Here is an 18,369-nt window from a genome sequence, read left to right as displayed (position 1 = left end):
TTATATTTCAATATAATTCTATTTTGCAAAAAATGCTTTCGCTGTTTTTACGTCTTGTTCAATTTGAGCTTTCAACGCTTCAAAAGAAGGAAACTTTATCTCATCGCGAATCTTCTGGCAGAATTCCACTTCGACCATTTGCCCATAAATATTCTCAGAAAAATCAAATAAATGGACTTCTAATAATTGTATCGTACCGTTAATGGTTGGGCGTTTTCCCATGTTAGCGACGCCGTTAAAAATCTCGCCTGATTTTAACCGCACTTTCACGGCATAAACCCCTTTTACAGGGTTCACTTGGCGATGTAAGCGAACATTCGCGGTAGGAAAACCAATGGTTCGCCCTAATTTATTGCCGTGTATAACTCGACCCAAAATACGATAAGGCTTACCGAGTAAATTTTGTGCATGCTGTAAATCATCTTTAGCCAATGCTTCACGGATAGCGGTGCTACTGATACGTAACTCATCTAAACAGAAGGTGCGGCTGTCTTCTACTTCAAACCCAAACCGCTTTCCGGCTTGTTGCAACATCGCAAAATTGCCTAAACGCTTCGCACCAAATTTGAAATCATCGCCAATACTGAGAAATTTCACATTTAATTTTCGTACAAGCCAATCTTCAATAAATTGTTCTGCCGGAAGATTAGCAAAAGTGCGGTCAAATTTCGCGACGATCACCACATCCACACCCGCCTGAGCTAAATAATGTAATTTATCTCTTAATCGCATTAAACGCGCAGGCGCTTTGTCGCCCATAAAATATTCGCGCGGTTGCGGCTCGAAAAGCATCACCGCCATAGGTAAATTCAGCGCATTCGCTTTCTGGCGAAGATGACGCAAAATCGCCTGATGCCCCAAATGCACCCCATCAAAATTGCCAATGGTTAATGCACACCCTGACAAATATGGCGGTGAATAATGAAGCCCACGAATTAATTGCATTACATCTTATCCAAAAAACAAAAAATAATCGGTGCATTATAGCGGTAACTTAATGTTTTGTCAGTAAATGGTGTTTACGAACACCCAAGAGCACCAATACACCTAAATAAACTACTGCAGCCAGTCCGATTAACCAAACCAACCAATAGATACGCATTAAAAATGTCATGGAGGCCCATTCTTCAATTGATGGGCAGTTATACCAAAGCAAGCCTCCCATGGCTAAGGCTGCGCCTAAAACTTTCAGAAAAAAGACCGCACTTTTGCGTGAAAAATGATACACATCCGCTTTCGCTAAACCACGATAAAGCAAATAAGCATTTAAGGTTGCTGACATGGCAGAAGCCATTGCTAAACCCACATAACTAAATGGAATCGCCAATACGTTAAAGCCCATATTGCTCACCATAGCGATAATCCCGATTTTCACGGGCGTTTTGGTGTCTTGGCGTGCGTAATAGCCATTAGCCAGGATCTTAATCAGCATAAAGCTAAGTAAACCCGCATTGAATGCCCATAAGGAATAAGAGGCTGAATGCACATCTGTTAAGGTAAAACTACCACGCATAAATAATACCAATAACATTGGTTGGGCTAACACGGCAATACCAATCGCGGCAGGCACACCGAGTAATAAAATCATTCGCACGCCCCAGTCCATAGTGTTACGAAAATCAACCGCACTTTGGGAAGAATTGTCTTCTCGATTCACATGATGGCGAGCAAGTGTCGGTAAAATCACGGTGGAAATGGCGATACCAAATAGACCAAGAGGGAACTCTAATAGACGATCAGAATAATAAAGCCAGCTAATAGATCCCGTCATTAAGAAACTGGCAATGACCGTATCAAGCAGCAAATTAATTTGACTTACGGAAACCCCGAACAAGGCAGGAATCATCAATCGACGAATTTTAGCTACCCCTTCATCATGCCACGCCCATTTTGGTTTTACGAGCAAGCCTGCTTTCTTCAAGAAAGGGATTTGGAATAAAAATTGTAGCAAACCACCTAAGAAGATCCCGATGGCAAGAGCAAGATCAGGATTGTCTAATCTTGGCGCGAAAAAAAGTGCGGTCGCAATCATCGCGATATTAAGTAAAACAGGCGAAAACGACATCACGCCAAATTTACCTATTGTATTTAAAATCGCGCCGGAAAGTGCCACAAAGGTGACAAACCATAAATAAGGAAACGTAATTTTTAAGAGTAAAGACGCTTGTTCAAATTTGTGTGCATCAGGTCCATCATTTAGCCAATCGGTAAACCATCCGATCCCAAAGATCGCCGCCACAACAGGTGATCCCACCATAGCAAGTAAAGTGACAATACTGACTAATCCACCCAGTGTACCCGACACTTTCCCGATAAATTCTCGCGTTTTAGAAAGATCGCCCGATTTTTGATATTCAGCTAATACGGGTACAAAGGCTTGAGAAAATGCGCCTTCCGCAAATAAACGACGCAAAAAGTTTGGGATCCGGTTAGCGAATAAAAATACGTCTGCCGCCGCGCCTGCACCGATTAAATGGGCAATCACCACATCGCGGACTAAACCTAACACACGGGACACTAATGTCATCCCACTCACGATAATGCCGGATTTTAAAAGTCGTTTACTCAAAATAGGGGTCTCTTCAAAAAAATTTGCCTTAATTGTATAGAATTTTTGTTTTTACGCTATATTCCAACGAAAAAAACTGATAAAATCCTGCCCACATCGTTTGTGTGAGCCAATAGAAAGCGCTTTTTTTAAATAACGATGCTTACTTTCGGTTGTGTCTCACCGAAATCAACACAAATTATTCATTGACAAAAGTATAAAAAATCGGCATATTCTACGCCCTTATTTTGTCATAATCATCTAACAGAAATTTTAGGAGTTTGACCTTGGCTAATATCAAGTCAGCAAAAAAACGCGCGGTTCAATCTGAAAAACGCCGCCAACACAACGCAAGCCAACGCTCTATGATGCGTACTTACATCAAAAAAGTATATGCTCAAGTAGCAGCAGGTGAAAAAGCAGCAGCTGAAGCAGCATTCGTTGAAATGCAAAAAGTTGTTGACCGTATGGCTTCTAAAGGCTTAATCCACGCTAACAAAGCAGCAAACCACAAAGCTAAATTAGCTGCTCAAATCAAAAAATTAGCGTAATTAAAGCATTAAAACAGCTTAAAAATAAAACCGCACTTTGGTGCGGTTTTTGTTTGTCTTAAACCGTCCTGCCACAAACGCCCGATAACAAGCTTGCATTCCCCCCTTTAACCTGTAAACTACCCCACAACTTAAAAATTAATCATAAAATAAACGATAAATGACCAAAAAATCTTTAAAAAAAGCGGATCCGAATTATCAAAAAGAATTAGCCAAATATGGTAATCCAATCCCAAGCAGAGACTACATTCTGCAAATTATTCGTGAAAATAATGCCCCGATGAGTCGGGAAGAAATTCTGACCGCACTTTCAATTAAAAGTGACGAACAACAAGAAGCCATGCGCCGCCGCTTACGCGCCATGGAAAATGATGGACAGTTAGTTTTTACTAAACGTAAACGCTATGCCTTGCCTGAAAAATTGGATTTATTCAAAGGCATGGTCATCGGCCATCGCGAAGGCTATGGCTTTTTACAAGTCGAAGGCAAAAAAGAGGATCTCTTTATTCCTAATCACCAAATGCAACGCGTAATGCACGGTGATTTTGTATTAGCCCAACCGGCAGGCTTGGATCGACGTGGTCGTCGTGAAGTCCGTATTGTTCGTGTACTTGAAAGTCGTAAAAAACAAATTGTTGGCCGTTTCTTCTTAGAAAATGGTTTTAGCTATGTGGTGCCTGATGACAGTCGTATCGGACGAGATATTTTAGTCCCTAATGAACACCGCAATGGGGCCCGAATGGGACAAGTTGTCGTGGTTGAATTACAAGAACGCTCTGCCTCCTTTACTCAACCTATTGGTATCATTAGCGAAATTCTGGGTGACAATATGGCAAAAGGGATGGAAGTGGAGATCGCCCTTCGTAATCATGACATTCCTCACCAATTCCCAAGTGCGGTCGAAAAATACGTTAAAAAATTCACGGAAGAAGTGCCTGAAGAAGCCAAAAAAGGCCGTGTGGATTTACGCAATTTTCCTCTGGTGACCATTGATGGCGAAGATGCGCGCGATTTTGATGATGCCGTATATTGCGAAAAAAGTGGTAAAGGCTGGAAGCTTTGGGTGGCAATTGCCGATGTCAGCTACTATGTACGTTTACGTTCTGCATTAGATACTGAAGCTTATAACCGAGGTAACTCCGTTTACTTCCCAAATCGTGTTGTGCCAATGCTGCCGGAGATTTTATCGAACGGATTGTGTTCACTGAATCCACAAGTTGATCGCTTGTGTATGGTGTGTGAAATGCACGTCTCCGCCAAAGGTAAACTCACGGACTATCGTTTTTATGAAGCGGTAATGAATTCTCATGCTCGTTTAACCTATACGAAAGTCGCGGCAATTTTAGATGGTGATGATGAACTTCGCACGCGTTATCAAGGGCTAGTGCCGCATTTAGAAGAATTGCATCACCTCTATCAAGCGTTACTCAATGCACGCAAACAACGTGGTGCTATTGATTTTGAAACCATTGAAACCAAATTTATTTTCAATGCCATGGGACGAATTGATCGCATTGAGCCTGTTGTGCGAAATGATGCTCACAAAATCATTGAAGAATGCATGATTCTTGCGAATATTGCAGCAGCAAACTTTATGGAAAAACATAAAGAGCCTGCACTCTATCGTATTCATGCCACACCGAGTGAAGAAAAACTGACATCTTTCCGTGCATTCTTAAGTGAATGTGGTTTAAGCCTTGAAGGTGGCATGAAACCGACCACAAAAGATTATGCGAAATTGTTAGAGCAAGTGAAAGATCGTCCAGATCATGAGCTTATCCAAACCATGTTACTGCGTTCATTAAGCCAAGCCGTTTATCATGCGGATAATATCGGCCACTTTGGTTTAGCTTTAGAGGAATATGCACACTTTACTTCCCCGATTCGTCGTTATCCGGATTTAACCCTTCACCGTGGAATTAAATATTTATTAGCAAAAGAAAAAGGGGCTAAACGTAAAACGACAGATACTGGCGGCTATCATTATTCTTTTGATGAAATGGATTTATTAGGTGATCACTGCTCGATGACAGAACGCCGTGCCGATGATGCCACTCGCGAAGTAGCAGATTGGCTGAAATGTGAATATATGCAAGATCACGTGGGCGCTGAGTTTAGCGGAGTGATCTCATCTGTAACGGGCTTTGGCTTATTCGTACGTTTAGATGAGCTATTCATTGACGGCTTAGTCCATATTTCCACTTTAGATAACGACTACTATCAATTTGATGCGGCAAAACAACGTTTAATCGGTGAAAATAGTGGTATGATTTATCGCCTTGGCGATAAAGTAAAAATTCGCGTGGTCGCCGTTCATTTAGAACAAAAAATGGTCGATTTCAGTTTAGTCGAAAGTGCCAGAAAACCACGTCGTGTGGGCAAAACGGCAAAACAAAAAGCCAAAAAAGTCTTTAAGGAACTGCCACCTAAAGCGTCAAAAAAACGTAAAAGTGCGGTCAAAAATAAAGATGTTTCTAAGAAACCGACTAGAAAACGGAAGAAATAATATTTTAACCCAATCTCCCCAGTCTCCTCGTTGATAAAGCGGGGAGGATAATGACAAAAAATAATAAATAAGAGAACCCTATGTCAGAAAATATCTATGGTATCCATGCTGTAAACAGCATTTTAGCAAATAGTCCTGAGCGTTTAATTGAAGTTTTTGTGCTGAAAGGCCGTGAAGATAAACGCCTACAACCCTTACTCAATGAGCTCTATGCTTTAGGCATTGCGGTGCAATTTGTAACCCGTCAAACATTAGATAAAAAATCCAACGGTGAAGTGCATCAAGGTGTGATTGCGCGTGTACAAGAAGCCAAAGAGCTGAATGAACACGATTTGGATGAACTTCTTACTCGTAAGCAAAATCCACTTTTATTGGTGCTTGATGGCGTGACGGATCCCCATAACCTAGGAGCCTGTTTACGTACTGCGGATGCAGCTGGTGTGAGCGCCGTTATCGTGCCAAAAGATAAATCCGCTCAGCTCACTTCTATCGCACGTAAAGTGGCTTGCGGTGCAGCAGAGACTGTGCCATTAATTCGCGTCACTAACTTAGCGCGTACTTTGCGAGATCTACAACAAAATCATAATATTTGGGTGGTGGGTACAGCCGGCGAAGCAACAGAAACCATTTACCAAACTAAACTTACGGGTTCTCTTGCTTTGGTGATGGGGGCCGAAGGTGAAGGCATGCGTCGCCTTACCCGTGAGCATTGCGATCAGCTTATTAGTATTCCAATGGCGGGCTCAGTTTCATCCCTGAATGTTTCTGTTGCGACTGGCGTATGTTTATTTGAAATTGTGAGACAACGTCTAGCCGCCTAAAACGTGCAAAAAACTAACCGCACTTGATATAAAAAATGCCGACAAATCATGGTCGGCATTTTTGTTATTTTGAAATGGTTTTCCCTAATAGTATAGAGAACACTAAAGTACATAATGCTGGCACCAACCAAGCTAATCCTTGTGAGTAAAGCGGGAAATGAATCATGACTTGATGCAACCCTTCAGGCAAAACATCTAAGTTTTTCAAACTATCAACTAAACTAAAACAAACAGTCACAAAGATAGTTACGTAATAGCTCAATCGAATAGAAGGCAATTTATTACGCACAAGCTGTAAAACCACTAACATGATCGCCATTGGGTAAATCAACAACAAGGCTGGAATTGTCACTCGGAGTAATTTTGTTAAGCCATATTGTGAAATAATTGTCGTCATTGCGGTGAAGAAGACAATCCAAAATGGATAAGAAAAACGTGTCGAAAACTTGGAGAAGTAATCACCACAAGCACTGGTTACGCCCACTAATGTGGTTAAGCTTGCTAAAGTAATAATACCCGCCATAATCCAGGTTCCCGCCGTGCCGAATAAACTATTCACATAACGAGAGAAAATTTGTCCACCATTTGTTGCACCTTGTGCCACAGCATCAGAAGTCGCCCCTAAATAGAATAAGGCAAAATATAAACAACCTAATAAAATGACAGAGACAAAACCGGCTGAAATCGTATATTGAATAATCTTTTGTGGATTGGTCACATTTTTTGCAGATAATGCCCGCGCAACAATGCCACCAAAGGCAATCGCAGCTAGTACATCCATCGTTTGATAACCACTAATTAAGCCTGTGGTTAGTGCTGAATTCTCGGCATAAGCCTGCGATGGGGCAACAATCTCAGAAAGTGGTGAAACAAAAACCGTGATCCCAACAACGAGTAATAATACTAATAATGCCGGCGTCATCACTTCACCCACCGTTGAAATAATGGTACTTGGGCGAATCATAAATCCCATGGCGATAATATTAAAAATCACAGAGAAAATAAGACGAGTCGTCGCACTATCTTCAACGAGCCCCAATGGTAACCATGCCATTTCATAAGCAACATTGGTAATTCGAGGCATTGCAAAGGTTGAACCGATGACTAAATAAAGAATGGTTAAAAAGGATACGCCTGCCCACTTGGGTAAGTCCTTAGTCAGTTCTTCGCCACGTCCTAACACTGACACCACAACCAATGTAATAAATGGCATGAGTACGCCCGTTATCACAAACCCTAGCGAAGCCGTTGCCCAATGATTACCTGCGGAGTAACCTTCCATTGGAGGAAAAATAATATTTCCCGCGCCTAAAAATAAAGCAAAAATCATCATACCTAGTACGATGATGTCTTTTTTTGAAAACATAAGTATTCTCGAATAAATAAACTTTAAGAATTTTACTATTAAATTGTTTTTTATTCCAAAAATGAAAATAAATTCTGTGAAATAGATCACGAACTCTATCACATCCCAATTAAATCACACATTATCCATAGCCTATTTTCCAAAAATCAGTAAATTTGTGATAGTATCCAGCCTTTATTATTTTTTATTACTTTTTTAGGAGAGAATGAATGAATAAACTGAGTTTGATTCAACAAATTCAGCGTTTTTTCAAATTGGAATCAGCTGGCGGAATTTTATTACTTTTTTCAGCGGTAATCGCAATACTATTAGCCAATTCACCGCTCAATCAAAACTATAACGACTTTTTAAACTTACCAGTCAGCATTCAAGTAGGGACTTTTTCTATCGATAAAACCTTAATTCACTGGATCAATGATGGTTTTATGGCGGTATTCTTTGTTTTAGTGGGAATGGAAGTCAAAAGAGAATTATTTGAGGGTTCCCTTTCAAGCTATCAACAAGCGGTTTTCCCTGCTATTGCTGCCGTTGGCGGAATGGTTATTCCTGCCTTGGTTTATATTTTTATTGCACAACAAGATCCTACTTTAGCCGATGGCTGGGCAATCCCAATGGCGACAGACATTGCCTTTGCACTGGGCATCATGGCGTTATTAAGTAAACAAGTGCCACTCCCACTAAAAATCTTTTTACTTGCTTTAGCCATCATTGATGACTTAGGTGCAATTGTTGTGATTGCACTCTTCTTCTCCCATGGATTAAGCGTGCAAGCACTCGTCTTTGCTGCCATTGCAATTGCTGTACTTATTGCATTAAATCGCTTTAAAGTGACCGCACTTTGTGCCTATATGGTGGTGGGAACAATCTTGTGGGCTTCTGTATTAAAATCGGGCGTACATGCTACTCTTGCAGGCGTTATCATCGGGTTTTGTATTCCATTGAAAGGCAAAAATGGCGAAACGCCGTTACATGACTTTGAACATATTCTTGCGCCTTGGTCATCCTTTGTTATTCTGCCATTATTCGCATTTGCCAATGCGGGGGTAAGTTTTGATGGTATCGACTCAAGCATGCTTTCATCACCATTATTATTTGCGATTTCTTTAGGCTTAATTATTGGAAAACCACTCGGCGTATTTGGTTTCAGCTACCTTTCCGTAAAACTAGGCATAGCAAAACTTCCGCAAGGCATCAACTTCAAACAAATTTTTGCCGTAGCGATTTTATGTGGTATCGGTTTCACCATGTCAATGTTCTTAGCAAGCCTGGCCTTCAATGCTGATGCCGGTGAAAGCATTAATGCCCTTTCTCGATTAGGGATCTTATTAGGCTCCACGGTTTCTGCGATTATGGGGTATATGGCGTTAAAAGCCACAACAAGGTTACCGAAATAATCACGTCTTAATAAAAAATCCTTTGCCACTTTAGCAAAGGATTTTCTTTTTTATTTACACAACTATAACAAAATCCCGCTCTCTGCTTTGGTAAAATTCATTACAAACAAGCTCTTATAAGTGCGAACATGATATTCACCGGTTAGAACGCGACGGGTAAACGAATGGTAACTTTCCATGCTTTCAGCGTGAATAAGCAGCATAAAATCATAATCGCCAGAAATTTCATAACAGCTCACCACATCGGTTTCTTGTCGCATTTTCCGTTCAAATAACTCTTGAAAGCGGGAATGTTGATTATCCATTTCCACCATCACAAAAACACTAATGCCTCTACCCACGGCCTTTGGCGATACCACCGCCACTTGCTTGGTAATAACCCCTTTTTCTGTCAGTAATTGAATTCGACGCTGACAGGTTGCTACCGAGCTATGCACTTTTTCCGCAAGCTCTTTTAATGGCAGAGTCGCATCTTGTTGGAGGATATTTAAAATATCCCGATCTAATTTATCTAATTCCATGTTTACACCTTGAAAATAAATGCCAAATACCACTCAAACTTGAGAAAAATAATCACTAATTATTTTATATTGAGAAAATTTACCACACCAGACTTTTATAATGACGTTATCAAACCTAAGGAAATATAAAAATGGCTCAAGGTATTTTTCTCGGCATCATCTCGCAATTTTTATTTAGATTGCTCTATCTATTCAGCTTATGGCTACAGCCACTTAACGGCACGGATGTGTTTGCTTGGCGAATGGTCATGATGGTATTTGGACTCTTTTTGATTATCTTCCCAACCGTAGGTTGTCGTTCATTATCAAAATTAGTCAATGAAACCTTAGGCAAAGACAAAAAACGTTGGATGTTGTTTTCGCTCGGTACACTTGATGCTGGCAGTCAATTTTGGTTATTTATGTGGGCGCCTGTTAATGGTGAAGGAGTAAACATCGCAATGGGGTATTTCTTATTCCCATTAGTGATGGCATTACTAGGGCGTATTTGGCTGAAAGAAACCCTTTCCACCATTCAAATCATCGCTTTATGTATCGCCGCCTGCGGTGTGGCGCATGAATTGTGGCATAATCAAACCTTTTCATGGAGCAGTCTTTGGGTGTGCTTAGTTTATCCCTATTATTATTTAAGCCGTAAAGCCATGAAGATCCCCGCATTGCAAGGCATCACGCTCGATGTGTGCTTCATTGCTATTCCTTGTCTCATCTATTTGCTCATACAAGAACAGCAATTTTCTTTTGTAATCAGTGAAAGTCGATATTGGTATTTATTGCCTGCATTAGGTTTAGTGAGTGCAATCGGTTTGTCTGCCAATTTAAAATCAAATCAACAAATTCCGGTCAGTGTGTTCGCCGTGCTCAGTTATCTCGAGCCGACATTGCTCTTTTTAATTGCGATATTTTGGCTCAACACACAAGTTTCCCTTTCCGATTACTTTACTTATGTACCGATTTGGACCAGTTTGATTTTGCTTGGCATAAATGGCTTAAGGATAAAACATCATTAAAATTGACCGCACTTTGATATCAACAAGTGCAGTCATTCTTGAAATAATTCTAATTTACGTTCATAATGAACGAACATTCATATTTTATAGACTGAAGCCTTTTTTACTTCAGCATTTTCTCATAAGGCTCGCATTATGTCCGATCAACAAACAGATACACAAACTTCCTCAAATAATAAATCTCAACAACGTAAAAAAGGGCTTTCCATTTTTATTCTTTTGCTTCTTCTGATTGCAATCGGTTCTGCGGCTTATTGGTTTTTCTTTATTAAAGGCTTTGAAGAAACCGAAGATGCCTATGTGAGCGGCAATCAGGTGATGGTCTCATCACAAGTTGCGGGAAATATTTTAAAAATTAATGTTGATAATATGGATCCCGTACAAGCGGGCGACGTGTTATTGGAACTGGATGACACCAATGCTAAATTGAGTTTTGAGCAAGCTAAAAGCAATTTAGCCAATGCCGTTCGCCAAATTTCTCAACTGAATTACACCGTAAAACAATTGAAATCCGCCGTTCGTGCGAATGAAATTACGCTTGCTCAAGTACAAGGAAATTTAAACCGTCGCGTTCAATTAGTGAAAGATGGAGCGATCGATAAAGAATCTTTCCAACACGCCAAAGAAGCGGTTGAACTCGCCAAAGCAAACTTAACGACCTCACAAAACCAGCTTGAAGCCAATCAAGCCTTATTGTTAGACGGTCCTTTAAGTGAACAACCGCAAATTCAAAGTGCGGTCAGTAATTTGAAACAAGCTTGGTTGAATTTAGAACGCACAAAAATCCGCAGCCCAATTAAAGGCTATGTGGCTCGTCGCAATGCGCAAGTAGGACAGGCGGTTTCTGTTGGTGGCGCATTAATGGCAGTGGTCACTACCGATCAAATGTGGTTAGACGCCAACTTCAAAGAAACACAATTAACCCATATGCGAATTGGTCAGCCAGTTGAAATTTATTTCGACCTTTATGGAAAAGATAAAACCTTTAATGGAAAAGTGGTGGGAATCGAAATGGGTACGGGAAGCGCATTCTCATTATTGCCTACTCAAAATGCGACAGGCAACTGGATCAAAGTGGTGCAACGTGTGCCTGTACGAATTCAATTGGATCCACAACAGCTCATTGAAAACCCATTACGTATCGGTCTTTCTGCTACCGTGAAAGTGAATGTTAGTGATAGCCAAGGCGAAACCTTGCGTGACCAAGCGCCAGCTACAACGCTTTATTCCACAAATGTGCTGCAATATGATGAAAGTGCGATCAATAATTTGATCGAATCTATTATTCGTGACAATAGCCATTAGGTTCTGTTATGCCGCAATCTCATTTCAAACCGCTACAAGGCGGTGCGTTAGCGATGCTCACATTGGTGCTTTCATTAGCCACCTTTATGCTCGTGTTAGACTCCACCATCGCTAACGTAGCCATTCCAACTATTGCAGGTGATTTGGGGGCATCGTCGAGCCAAGGCACATGGGTGATCACTTCGTTCGGGGTGGCAAATGCGATTTCGATCCCGATTACAGGCTGGCTGGCAAAACGTTTTGGTGAAGTGCGGTTATTTTTAATCGCAACACTATTATTCGTGCTAGCCTCTTGGCTTTGTGGTATTGCAAATAGCTTGGAAATGTTGATCGTTTTTCGCGTCCTTCAAGGTGCAGTTGCTGGCCCCATCATCCCCCTTTCTCAAAGTTTATTATTAAATAACTACCCGCCAGAAAAACGCGGAATGGCATTGGCTTTTTGGTCAATGACAATCGTGGTCGCCCCGATTTGTGGCCCGATTTTAGGCGGTTGGATCAGCGATAATATTCACTGGGGTTGGATTTTCTTTATCAACGTTCCGATCGGGCTTGCCGTTGTCTTAATCAGTTGGAAAATTTTAGAAGGCCGAGAAAGTAGAATTTCTCATCAACCAGTTAATACTATTGGGCTGATTTTGTTAGCACTCGGTGTAGGTGCGTTGCAATTAATGCTGGATCAAGGTCGCGAGCTAGATTGGTTTAATTCCACTGAAATTGTGGTGCTTACCATTATCGCGGCGGTAGGTTTAATCGCCCTCATCATTTGGGAACTCACGGACGATAATCCAGTTGTGGATGTCTCCTTATTCAAATCCCGAAATTTCACCGTAGGTTGTGTTTCGACTAGTCTTGCTTTCTTGGTGTATTCAGGGACGGTCGTGCTCATCCCGCTTCTGCTCCAACAGGTTTATAACTATACAGCCACTTGGGCGGGGCTTGCGGCTGCACCAGTGGGATTATTGCCGATTCTACTTGCACCGATTATCGGGAAATTCGGCAATAAAATTGATATGCGGATTTTAATCACCGTCAGTTTTATGGTTTATGCGCTGACCTTTTATTGGCGAGCCGTGACCTTTGAACCTGAAATGACCTTTATGGATGTGGCATTACCGCAATTTGTGCAAGGCTTAGCCGTTGCTTGTTTCTTTATGCCGCTGACAACCATTACACTTTCTGGTTTACCGCCCGAAAAAATGGCTTCGGCGTCGAGCTTATTTAATTTCCTCCGAACCCTTGCCGGCTCAATAGGCACATCACTTACTACTTTTATTTGGTATAACCGCGAAGCCGTGCATCACACGCAACTTACAGAAGTCATTAATCCATATAATCCTATTTCCCAACAATTCTTCCAAACTATGGGGAGTTTTGGTTTAAGTGAAGAACAAACGGCATCATATATTGCCAGACAAATCACCGCCCAAGGATTTATCATCGGTGCCAATGAAATCTTTTTAGTTTCTGCGATAACATTTATTTCCTTGGTCGTTCTCATTTGGTTTGCTAAACCACCTTTCAGCAGCAAACATTAAAAACATCCAAAAAAATAACCGCACTTTTGTATCTGAAATAACAAGAATTTGTTATTTTGGATAATTGAGAAACAGGGAGGGTTAGCCAAATATTATGTCTTTTGCTTCGGAACCTGAAACATGCACAAAAAAATAGAAAATTTGTGTGCGTTGTACTAATATGCACAAAATATTCTGAATATTGTGCATGTTATGTAAACGTGCACAAGAAACCACACCTTTTTATGTATAAAGGAAGTCATAATGAACAACTATCAAATTCCAGATTTATTTGCCTTGGGCGAGATAGAAAGTAAAGCGGTATTGAAAGCTTGCAGTACTGCTCATCAGGCATTAGGTGAGTTAAAAGGCGTGGTACATACAATGCCGAATCAAAATATTCTACTCGGGACATTACCCTTGCAGGAAGCAAAAGAAAGCTCGGAGATTGAAAATATCATTACCACGCAGGATGACCTATATCAAAGCAATATCAATACACACCAATTCACTACCGTAGCTGCGAAAGAAGTTCACTACTATGCGCAAGCCATGTCATTAGGCTTTGACTCTGTCCGTTCCGATAAATTAATTACACTCAATCTAATTAAAGAAATTCAAGCTGCATTGGAAGGAAACAATGCGGGTTTTAGAAAGCAGCAAGGAACGGGGCTGGTAAATCAAACGACAAAAGAAATTGTTTATATGCCACCGCAAAATCCTGCCGATATTGAAAAATATATGTCTGATTTGGAAAGATTTATCAACGACTCGGCACAACTTGATTACGATCCCTTGGTAAAAATGGCTCTGATTCATCACCAGTTTGAAAGCATTCATCCGTTTTATGATGGCAACGGTCGGACAGGACGAATATTGAATATTCTATATCTGATTCAACAAGATTTACTCGATACTCCAATTCTGTATCTTTCCCGATATATCAATCGAAATAAAGCAAAATACTACCAGTTATTGCAGTCTGTCCGTGATAGCCAAAATTGGGAATCATGGTTGATATTTATACTAGAAGGCATTACAGAAACCGCAAAACGAACGGTTACTTTAATCAATGGAATTAAAGCTTTAATGCAAAATCACAAACAGCTCATCCGCAGTGAGTTACCGCAGATATACAGCCATGAGTTGATTAATAATCTGTATAAACACCCTTACACGAAAATTAATTTCGTCGTACGAGACTGCCAAATCCATCGTAATACAGCAAGATCTCATTTGGAAGAATTGGTCAGAATCGGAATTTTGAAGAAGGAAAAAATTGGAAAAGAAAATTTTTATATTAATGTGGAGCTATATGGGTTATTGATGGCTCAATGAGGATATATTGAAGTCAGAAAATCCTGAAAGTATACGCAGACACATTCTACCTGAAACGCGCGCTAGTCTGTCGATAGCTGATTATCAGAAATAGGATTGGGTGGTGAATGTACTGTTGTATTAAGGGTATTCTGTTGTATAAATAGAATATGGTTAATTAAATAACAAAAATCTAAGGAAAAATATGTCTATCCGCAGCACAAAATTTGCTAACGAAATAATTCCCCTATGGAAAGAAATTGAAAGCCTATTAAAAGATATCAATGTAAAAGGCTTGTCTACAGACGATCGAAATGAAATTGCTCACTCAAAAAAAGTTGTAGCTTATTTTTCAGGAATGCTTGATGCAATCGATCCTGATTTCATACCTATGCAGGTTTTAAATAATGTTATAAACCCTATGTCATATATAAAGGAGAGGCTAGTAAATTACGTTAATACATCTAATATTAGTTATATTAAGGATATTAATAATAATTACTTGGATACTTTACTTAAAGATCTCATGCCTTTCATTTTTTACAAAGGAAAGGCTGGTAAAGTTTTAACAACTGCTTTAGAACAATATGCTAAAGCAATGACGGAACATTCAAAACATTATCTAGAAGAACTCCAAGAATATTCTGAGAGGAATAAAAATATTACAAGAGATGCTAAAAATATTCTTTCCGATTTATCTGAGAAACAAGAAAATTTCGAGAATTATAATAATGAACTCTTTGAAAATGATGGTTTAGAAAGCAAAATAGCTGGTTTGGCAGCTGACTTTCAGAGTAAGCATAAAGAAATAGATAAATTATACCAATCCACTTTTAATGAAGATGGGTTGAAGGATAAATTATATAACTACCTTAATGATGCAAAAGAAGAAAGTTATAAAATTAAAGATCTGAAAAAAAACTCTTCTCAAGTATTAAATGAATTAGAAGAATTTCATGAAGAGATATTTGGAACGGAAAATGAAGATGGAGAGATAGAAGGAGGTCTGAAAAATGAACTTGAAACCCGCAAGAAGGAATTAGATGATTTTAAAAAGAAACAACAAGAACGTTACAACGAATTAAATAAACAAATTGAAAGCCTTTTACCTGGAGCAACGTCTGCCGGCTTATCTAACGCATATAATGCAATGCGAAAAAAATTTAGCAAAGATGTAGCATCTTATGGGAAATTGTTTTATTGGGCATTGGCAATTTTATTTATTGTTATTGTTTCTGTAAATGTAAATTTCGGTTCTCTTTTAAACTATATTTCAAGTATTTTTAGCAAAACTGAAATAATTACTCAAATTGAGCAACATAATAATGATAGTTCTATAGGAATTACTTTAATTTCTATTTTAAAAGGATTGATTTATAAGTTATCGTTTATTTTACCTGCATTTTGGTTAGTGATCTTTGTATCCAAACGACGTAGTGAAGCGCAAAGACTTGAACAAGAATATGCACATAAAGAAGCACTGGCAAAATCTTATGAAAGTTACAAAAAACAAATAGAAAAACTCAATGAGGAAGAACAGAGTAAACTATTACCAATATTGATGGGAAATATGTTAAAAGCAATTGCATTAAATCCAGCGGATACATTGGATAAAAATCATAAAGAACCAACACCAATTGAAGAAATTGTAAAGAAAAAAGAAATCTTAGAATTTATAGAAAAATTAAAAGGAATAGTTACATCCAAGCCATAAAATAATAGTAGATTTATGTGAAAAAAGGTCGTCTGAACTCCTCTTCAGGCGACCTTTTCCATCCAATTATTTTCTAATCCAGAACAATAAAATCCCTTTTTAGGAATATACATTTCCACATACCCTCCATAAAATGACTGCACTTTAATTATTCAACCAGACAGGAGCTTTATATGCAACAACGGATCCAAATCCCACGCAACGGCATTGAATTGGTGGGAGTACTTTTAACCCTGAAAACTTTTACGAAACCAAACAATATCCCGCCATTGTAGTGGTTCATCCGGGCGGCAACGTGAAAGAGCAAACAGCGGGTCTTTACGCGGGCAAACTTGCCGAGGCGGTTTTGGTGGCAATAGCTTACTGTGCCCGCCATCAAGGCGAAAGCGCTGGCGAATGTGTCAGGTATCAACATCGGCTGCAAGGCTCGTTTCTTTATATTATAAAGACACAGACAAGGCTGTAGAAAAAACTGGCGGATTTCTTTAAGGAATATTTATAATGTGTAAGGCTGTCTTTTGTGAGACGGCCTTATTTTTTATCAAATCAGTTGATGAAAATATCCTGTAGGGCGATTCAAGCAAGTAACTGCCTTTTGCGCTTACAGACTTTGCTCCGCTAACCATTCAAAAATAGAATTTCGTCCTGATGTTAATTGGTTGTCGTAAAGAAGCAAAAAGACACAATGTGGATCGATTGTTTTTCCCTCTACAATAACCTTTTTATAAAGCGTAAACATTGGCATTGTGGATTGTTCATCATGCACTTTTTCAAGAAGATGAAGTGTGTTCTCAATGGGAACAACTTCATCTAATTCGCTATGAACAAGCCATATTTTTTTATCCTTTAAGTGATGCAATTTTTCAGCTGCAGGCAATTTAGCAGGGCAAGCAATTAAAGCGGCAGAAAATAGATCAGGGGTATCTGAAAAAAGTCGCAATCCTTGATAACCACCCATTGAGCCACCAACAATATAAATTCTTTTTGGATCAATATCTTGATATTTCATTAAAGTGTCTTGAATTAAGGCTAATAAATCAGCCGTATAATCTCGCTCGCCATAATAATATAGACCATTTAAAGGAAACTTATCAACCCAAAAACTTGGGCATTGAGGAGCAAGAATATAAGGATAATCCAGCATATCTTGGTGTAATTGGTTTGCGAAAGTCACCGCCATTTTATCGGCGAGAATATTGCTCTGATTATTTCCCCCCTCACCTGCACCGTGCAAACAAATAATTAATGGATGTAATTGAAAAGAAGCCTTAGGTTGGTAGAAACTACAAGTGAGATCTTGATAAGTAAAATGAGTGAAACCTTGGGTATCAAGGCAAAGAATCGGCAAAATATGACATTGCGATACTGAAATATGAAGCGATTGATCAAATTCAATTTTTAGCTGTAATTCCGACCGCACTTGAGTAAATCGTTCAACATCAAAATGTAGTAATTTTGTGGTAAGACAATGTACATCTGGTTGAATAAACAATGTAAAATTATTCGAATCATTTTTATGGCAGGCATTAAAGTCTAGTTTTACCCATCGATGTTGAGTATTTAAACTCTTCACCCAAACTGAGACTTGCGAAATTGAGAGAACTGAAATTGCCCGATGAAAAAACAATTCAATACGCGTAAGCTGGGCGCCTAATACATTTACATTTGCAATAGGCTGACATTGACAACTAAATGGGTGAGAACATTCCATATTATCCCCCTTCGTTTATATGCTGAAGATAATAGCAATCTGTTCATTAACCTTCAATAATCGAATTAAAAAATAACCGCACTTTGATGATGCT

Annotated in this window: 14 protein-coding genes; 9 read left to right on the top strand and 5 right to left on the bottom strand. The window is 39.4% G+C overall.

Going from position 1 to position 18,369, the window contains the following annotated elements; all coding sequences use genetic code 11:
• Positions 1-18: 18 nt before the first annotated feature.
• Entirely contained in the window at positions 19-945 is a 927-nt protein-coding gene (gene ribF / locus RDV53_RS05220; protein WP_005695219.1) for a bifunctional riboflavin kinase/FAD synthetase, read from the bottom strand.
• A gap of 49 nt (positions 946-994) precedes the next feature.
• On the bottom strand, positions 995-2,569 hold the full coding sequence (gene murJ / locus RDV53_RS05215; protein ID WP_005695218.1) for a murein biosynthesis integral membrane protein MurJ: 1,575 nt from the start codon (positions 2,567-2,569) through the stop codon (positions 995-997).
• Between the two features lie 266 nt (positions 2,570-2,835).
• Between murJ and rpsT the strand changes: the two genes are divergently transcribed.
• From rpsT to rlmB, 3 genes are all read left to right on the top strand, one after another.
• Positions 2,836-3,099: a 30S ribosomal protein S20 gene (gene rpsT, locus RDV53_RS05210; protein ID WP_005695217.1), complete on the top strand. Its 264-nt coding sequence runs from the start codon at positions 2,836-2,838 to the stop codon at positions 3,097-3,099.
• A gap of 160 nt (positions 3,100-3,259) precedes the next feature.
• Positions 3,260-5,605 (top strand): ribonuclease R, encoded by a 2,346-nt coding sequence (gene rnr, locus RDV53_RS05205; RefSeq protein WP_005695216.1) that lies wholly within the window; start codon positions 3,260-3,262, stop codon positions 5,603-5,605.
• An 80-nt stretch (positions 5,606-5,685) separates the two neighbouring features.
• Entirely contained in the window at positions 5,686-6,426 is a 741-nt protein-coding gene (gene rlmB, locus RDV53_RS05200; RefSeq protein ID WP_005695215.1) for a 23S rRNA (guanosine(2251)-2'-O)-methyltransferase RlmB, read from the top strand.
• 64 nt (positions 6,427-6,490) lie between these two features.
• Here rlmB and brnQ read toward each other — a convergent pair whose 3' ends face one another.
• Positions 6,491-7,792 (bottom strand): branched-chain amino acid transport system II carrier protein, encoded by a 1,302-nt coding sequence (gene brnQ, locus RDV53_RS05195; RefSeq protein ID WP_032822533.1) that lies wholly within the window; start codon positions 7,790-7,792, stop codon positions 6,491-6,493.
• A 209-nt stretch (positions 7,793-8,001) separates the two neighbouring features.
• Between brnQ and nhaA the strand changes: the two genes are divergently transcribed.
• Positions 8,002-9,186 carry a Na+/H+ antiporter NhaA gene (gene nhaA, locus RDV53_RS05190; RefSeq protein WP_005695213.1) on the top strand — a complete coding sequence of 395 codons (1,185 nt, stop codon included), beginning with the start codon at positions 8,002-8,004 and terminating at the stop codon, positions 9,184-9,186.
• 62 nt (positions 9,187-9,248) lie between these two features.
• Here the strand turns inward: nhaA and RDV53_RS05185 are convergent, their stop codons facing one another.
• Complete coding sequence (locus tag RDV53_RS05185; RefSeq protein ID WP_032822534.1) at positions 9,249-9,707, bottom strand: Lrp/AsnC family transcriptional regulator; 459 nt, start codon at positions 9,705-9,707, stop codon at positions 9,249-9,251.
• Between the two features lie 131 nt (positions 9,708-9,838).
• Between RDV53_RS05185 and rarD the strand changes: the two genes are divergently transcribed.
• The 5 genes from rarD to RDV53_RS05160 all read left to right on the top strand — a co-directional run bounded on the left by rarD (position 9,839) and on the right by RDV53_RS05160 (position 16,564).
• Positions 9,839-10,714, top strand: a complete 876-nt coding sequence (gene rarD, locus RDV53_RS05180; RefSeq protein ID WP_005695211.1) for an EamA family transporter RarD — start codon at positions 9,839-9,841, stop codon at positions 10,712-10,714.
• 135 nt (positions 10,715-10,849) lie between these two features.
• The gene (locus tag RDV53_RS05175; RefSeq protein WP_005695209.1) at positions 10,850-12,019 is read left to right on the top strand and encodes an EmrA/EmrK family multidrug efflux transporter periplasmic adaptor subunit; all 1,170 of its coding nucleotides are present in this window, start codon (positions 10,850-10,852) and stop codon (positions 12,017-12,019) included.
• Positions 12,020-12,027: 8 nt separating this feature from the next.
• Complete coding sequence (locus RDV53_RS05170; RefSeq protein WP_005695207.1) at positions 12,028-13,554, top strand: DHA2 family efflux MFS transporter permease subunit; 1,527 nt, start codon at positions 12,028-12,030, stop codon at positions 13,552-13,554.
• A 243-nt stretch (positions 13,555-13,797) separates the two neighbouring features.
• Entirely contained in the window at positions 13,798-14,871 is a 1,074-nt protein-coding gene (locus tag RDV53_RS05165; RefSeq protein ID WP_005695206.1) for a Fic family protein, read from the top strand.
• 184 nt (positions 14,872-15,055) lie between these two features.
• On the top strand, positions 15,056-16,564 hold the full coding sequence (locus RDV53_RS05160) for a coiled-coil domain-containing protein (RefSeq protein ID WP_005695205.1): 1,509 nt from the start codon (positions 15,056-15,058) through the stop codon (positions 16,562-16,564).
• A 601-nt stretch (positions 16,565-17,165) separates the two neighbouring features.
• Here the strand turns inward: RDV53_RS05160 and RDV53_RS05150 are convergent.
• A complete protein-coding gene (locus RDV53_RS05150) occupies positions 17,166-18,275 on the bottom strand; it encodes a carboxylesterase family protein (RefSeq protein ID WP_005695203.1) in 1,110 nt (369 codons plus the stop codon).
• Between the last annotated feature and the right edge of the window lie 94 nt (positions 18,276-18,369).

Origin of the sequence: Haemophilus parainfluenzae ATCC 33392 (genome assembly GCF_031191205.1) — a bacterium.
GTDB lineage: Bacteria > Pseudomonadota > Gammaproteobacteria > Enterobacterales > Pasteurellaceae > Haemophilus_D > Haemophilus_D parainfluenzae.
This window is presented reverse-complemented; position numbering and strand designations above follow the sequence as displayed.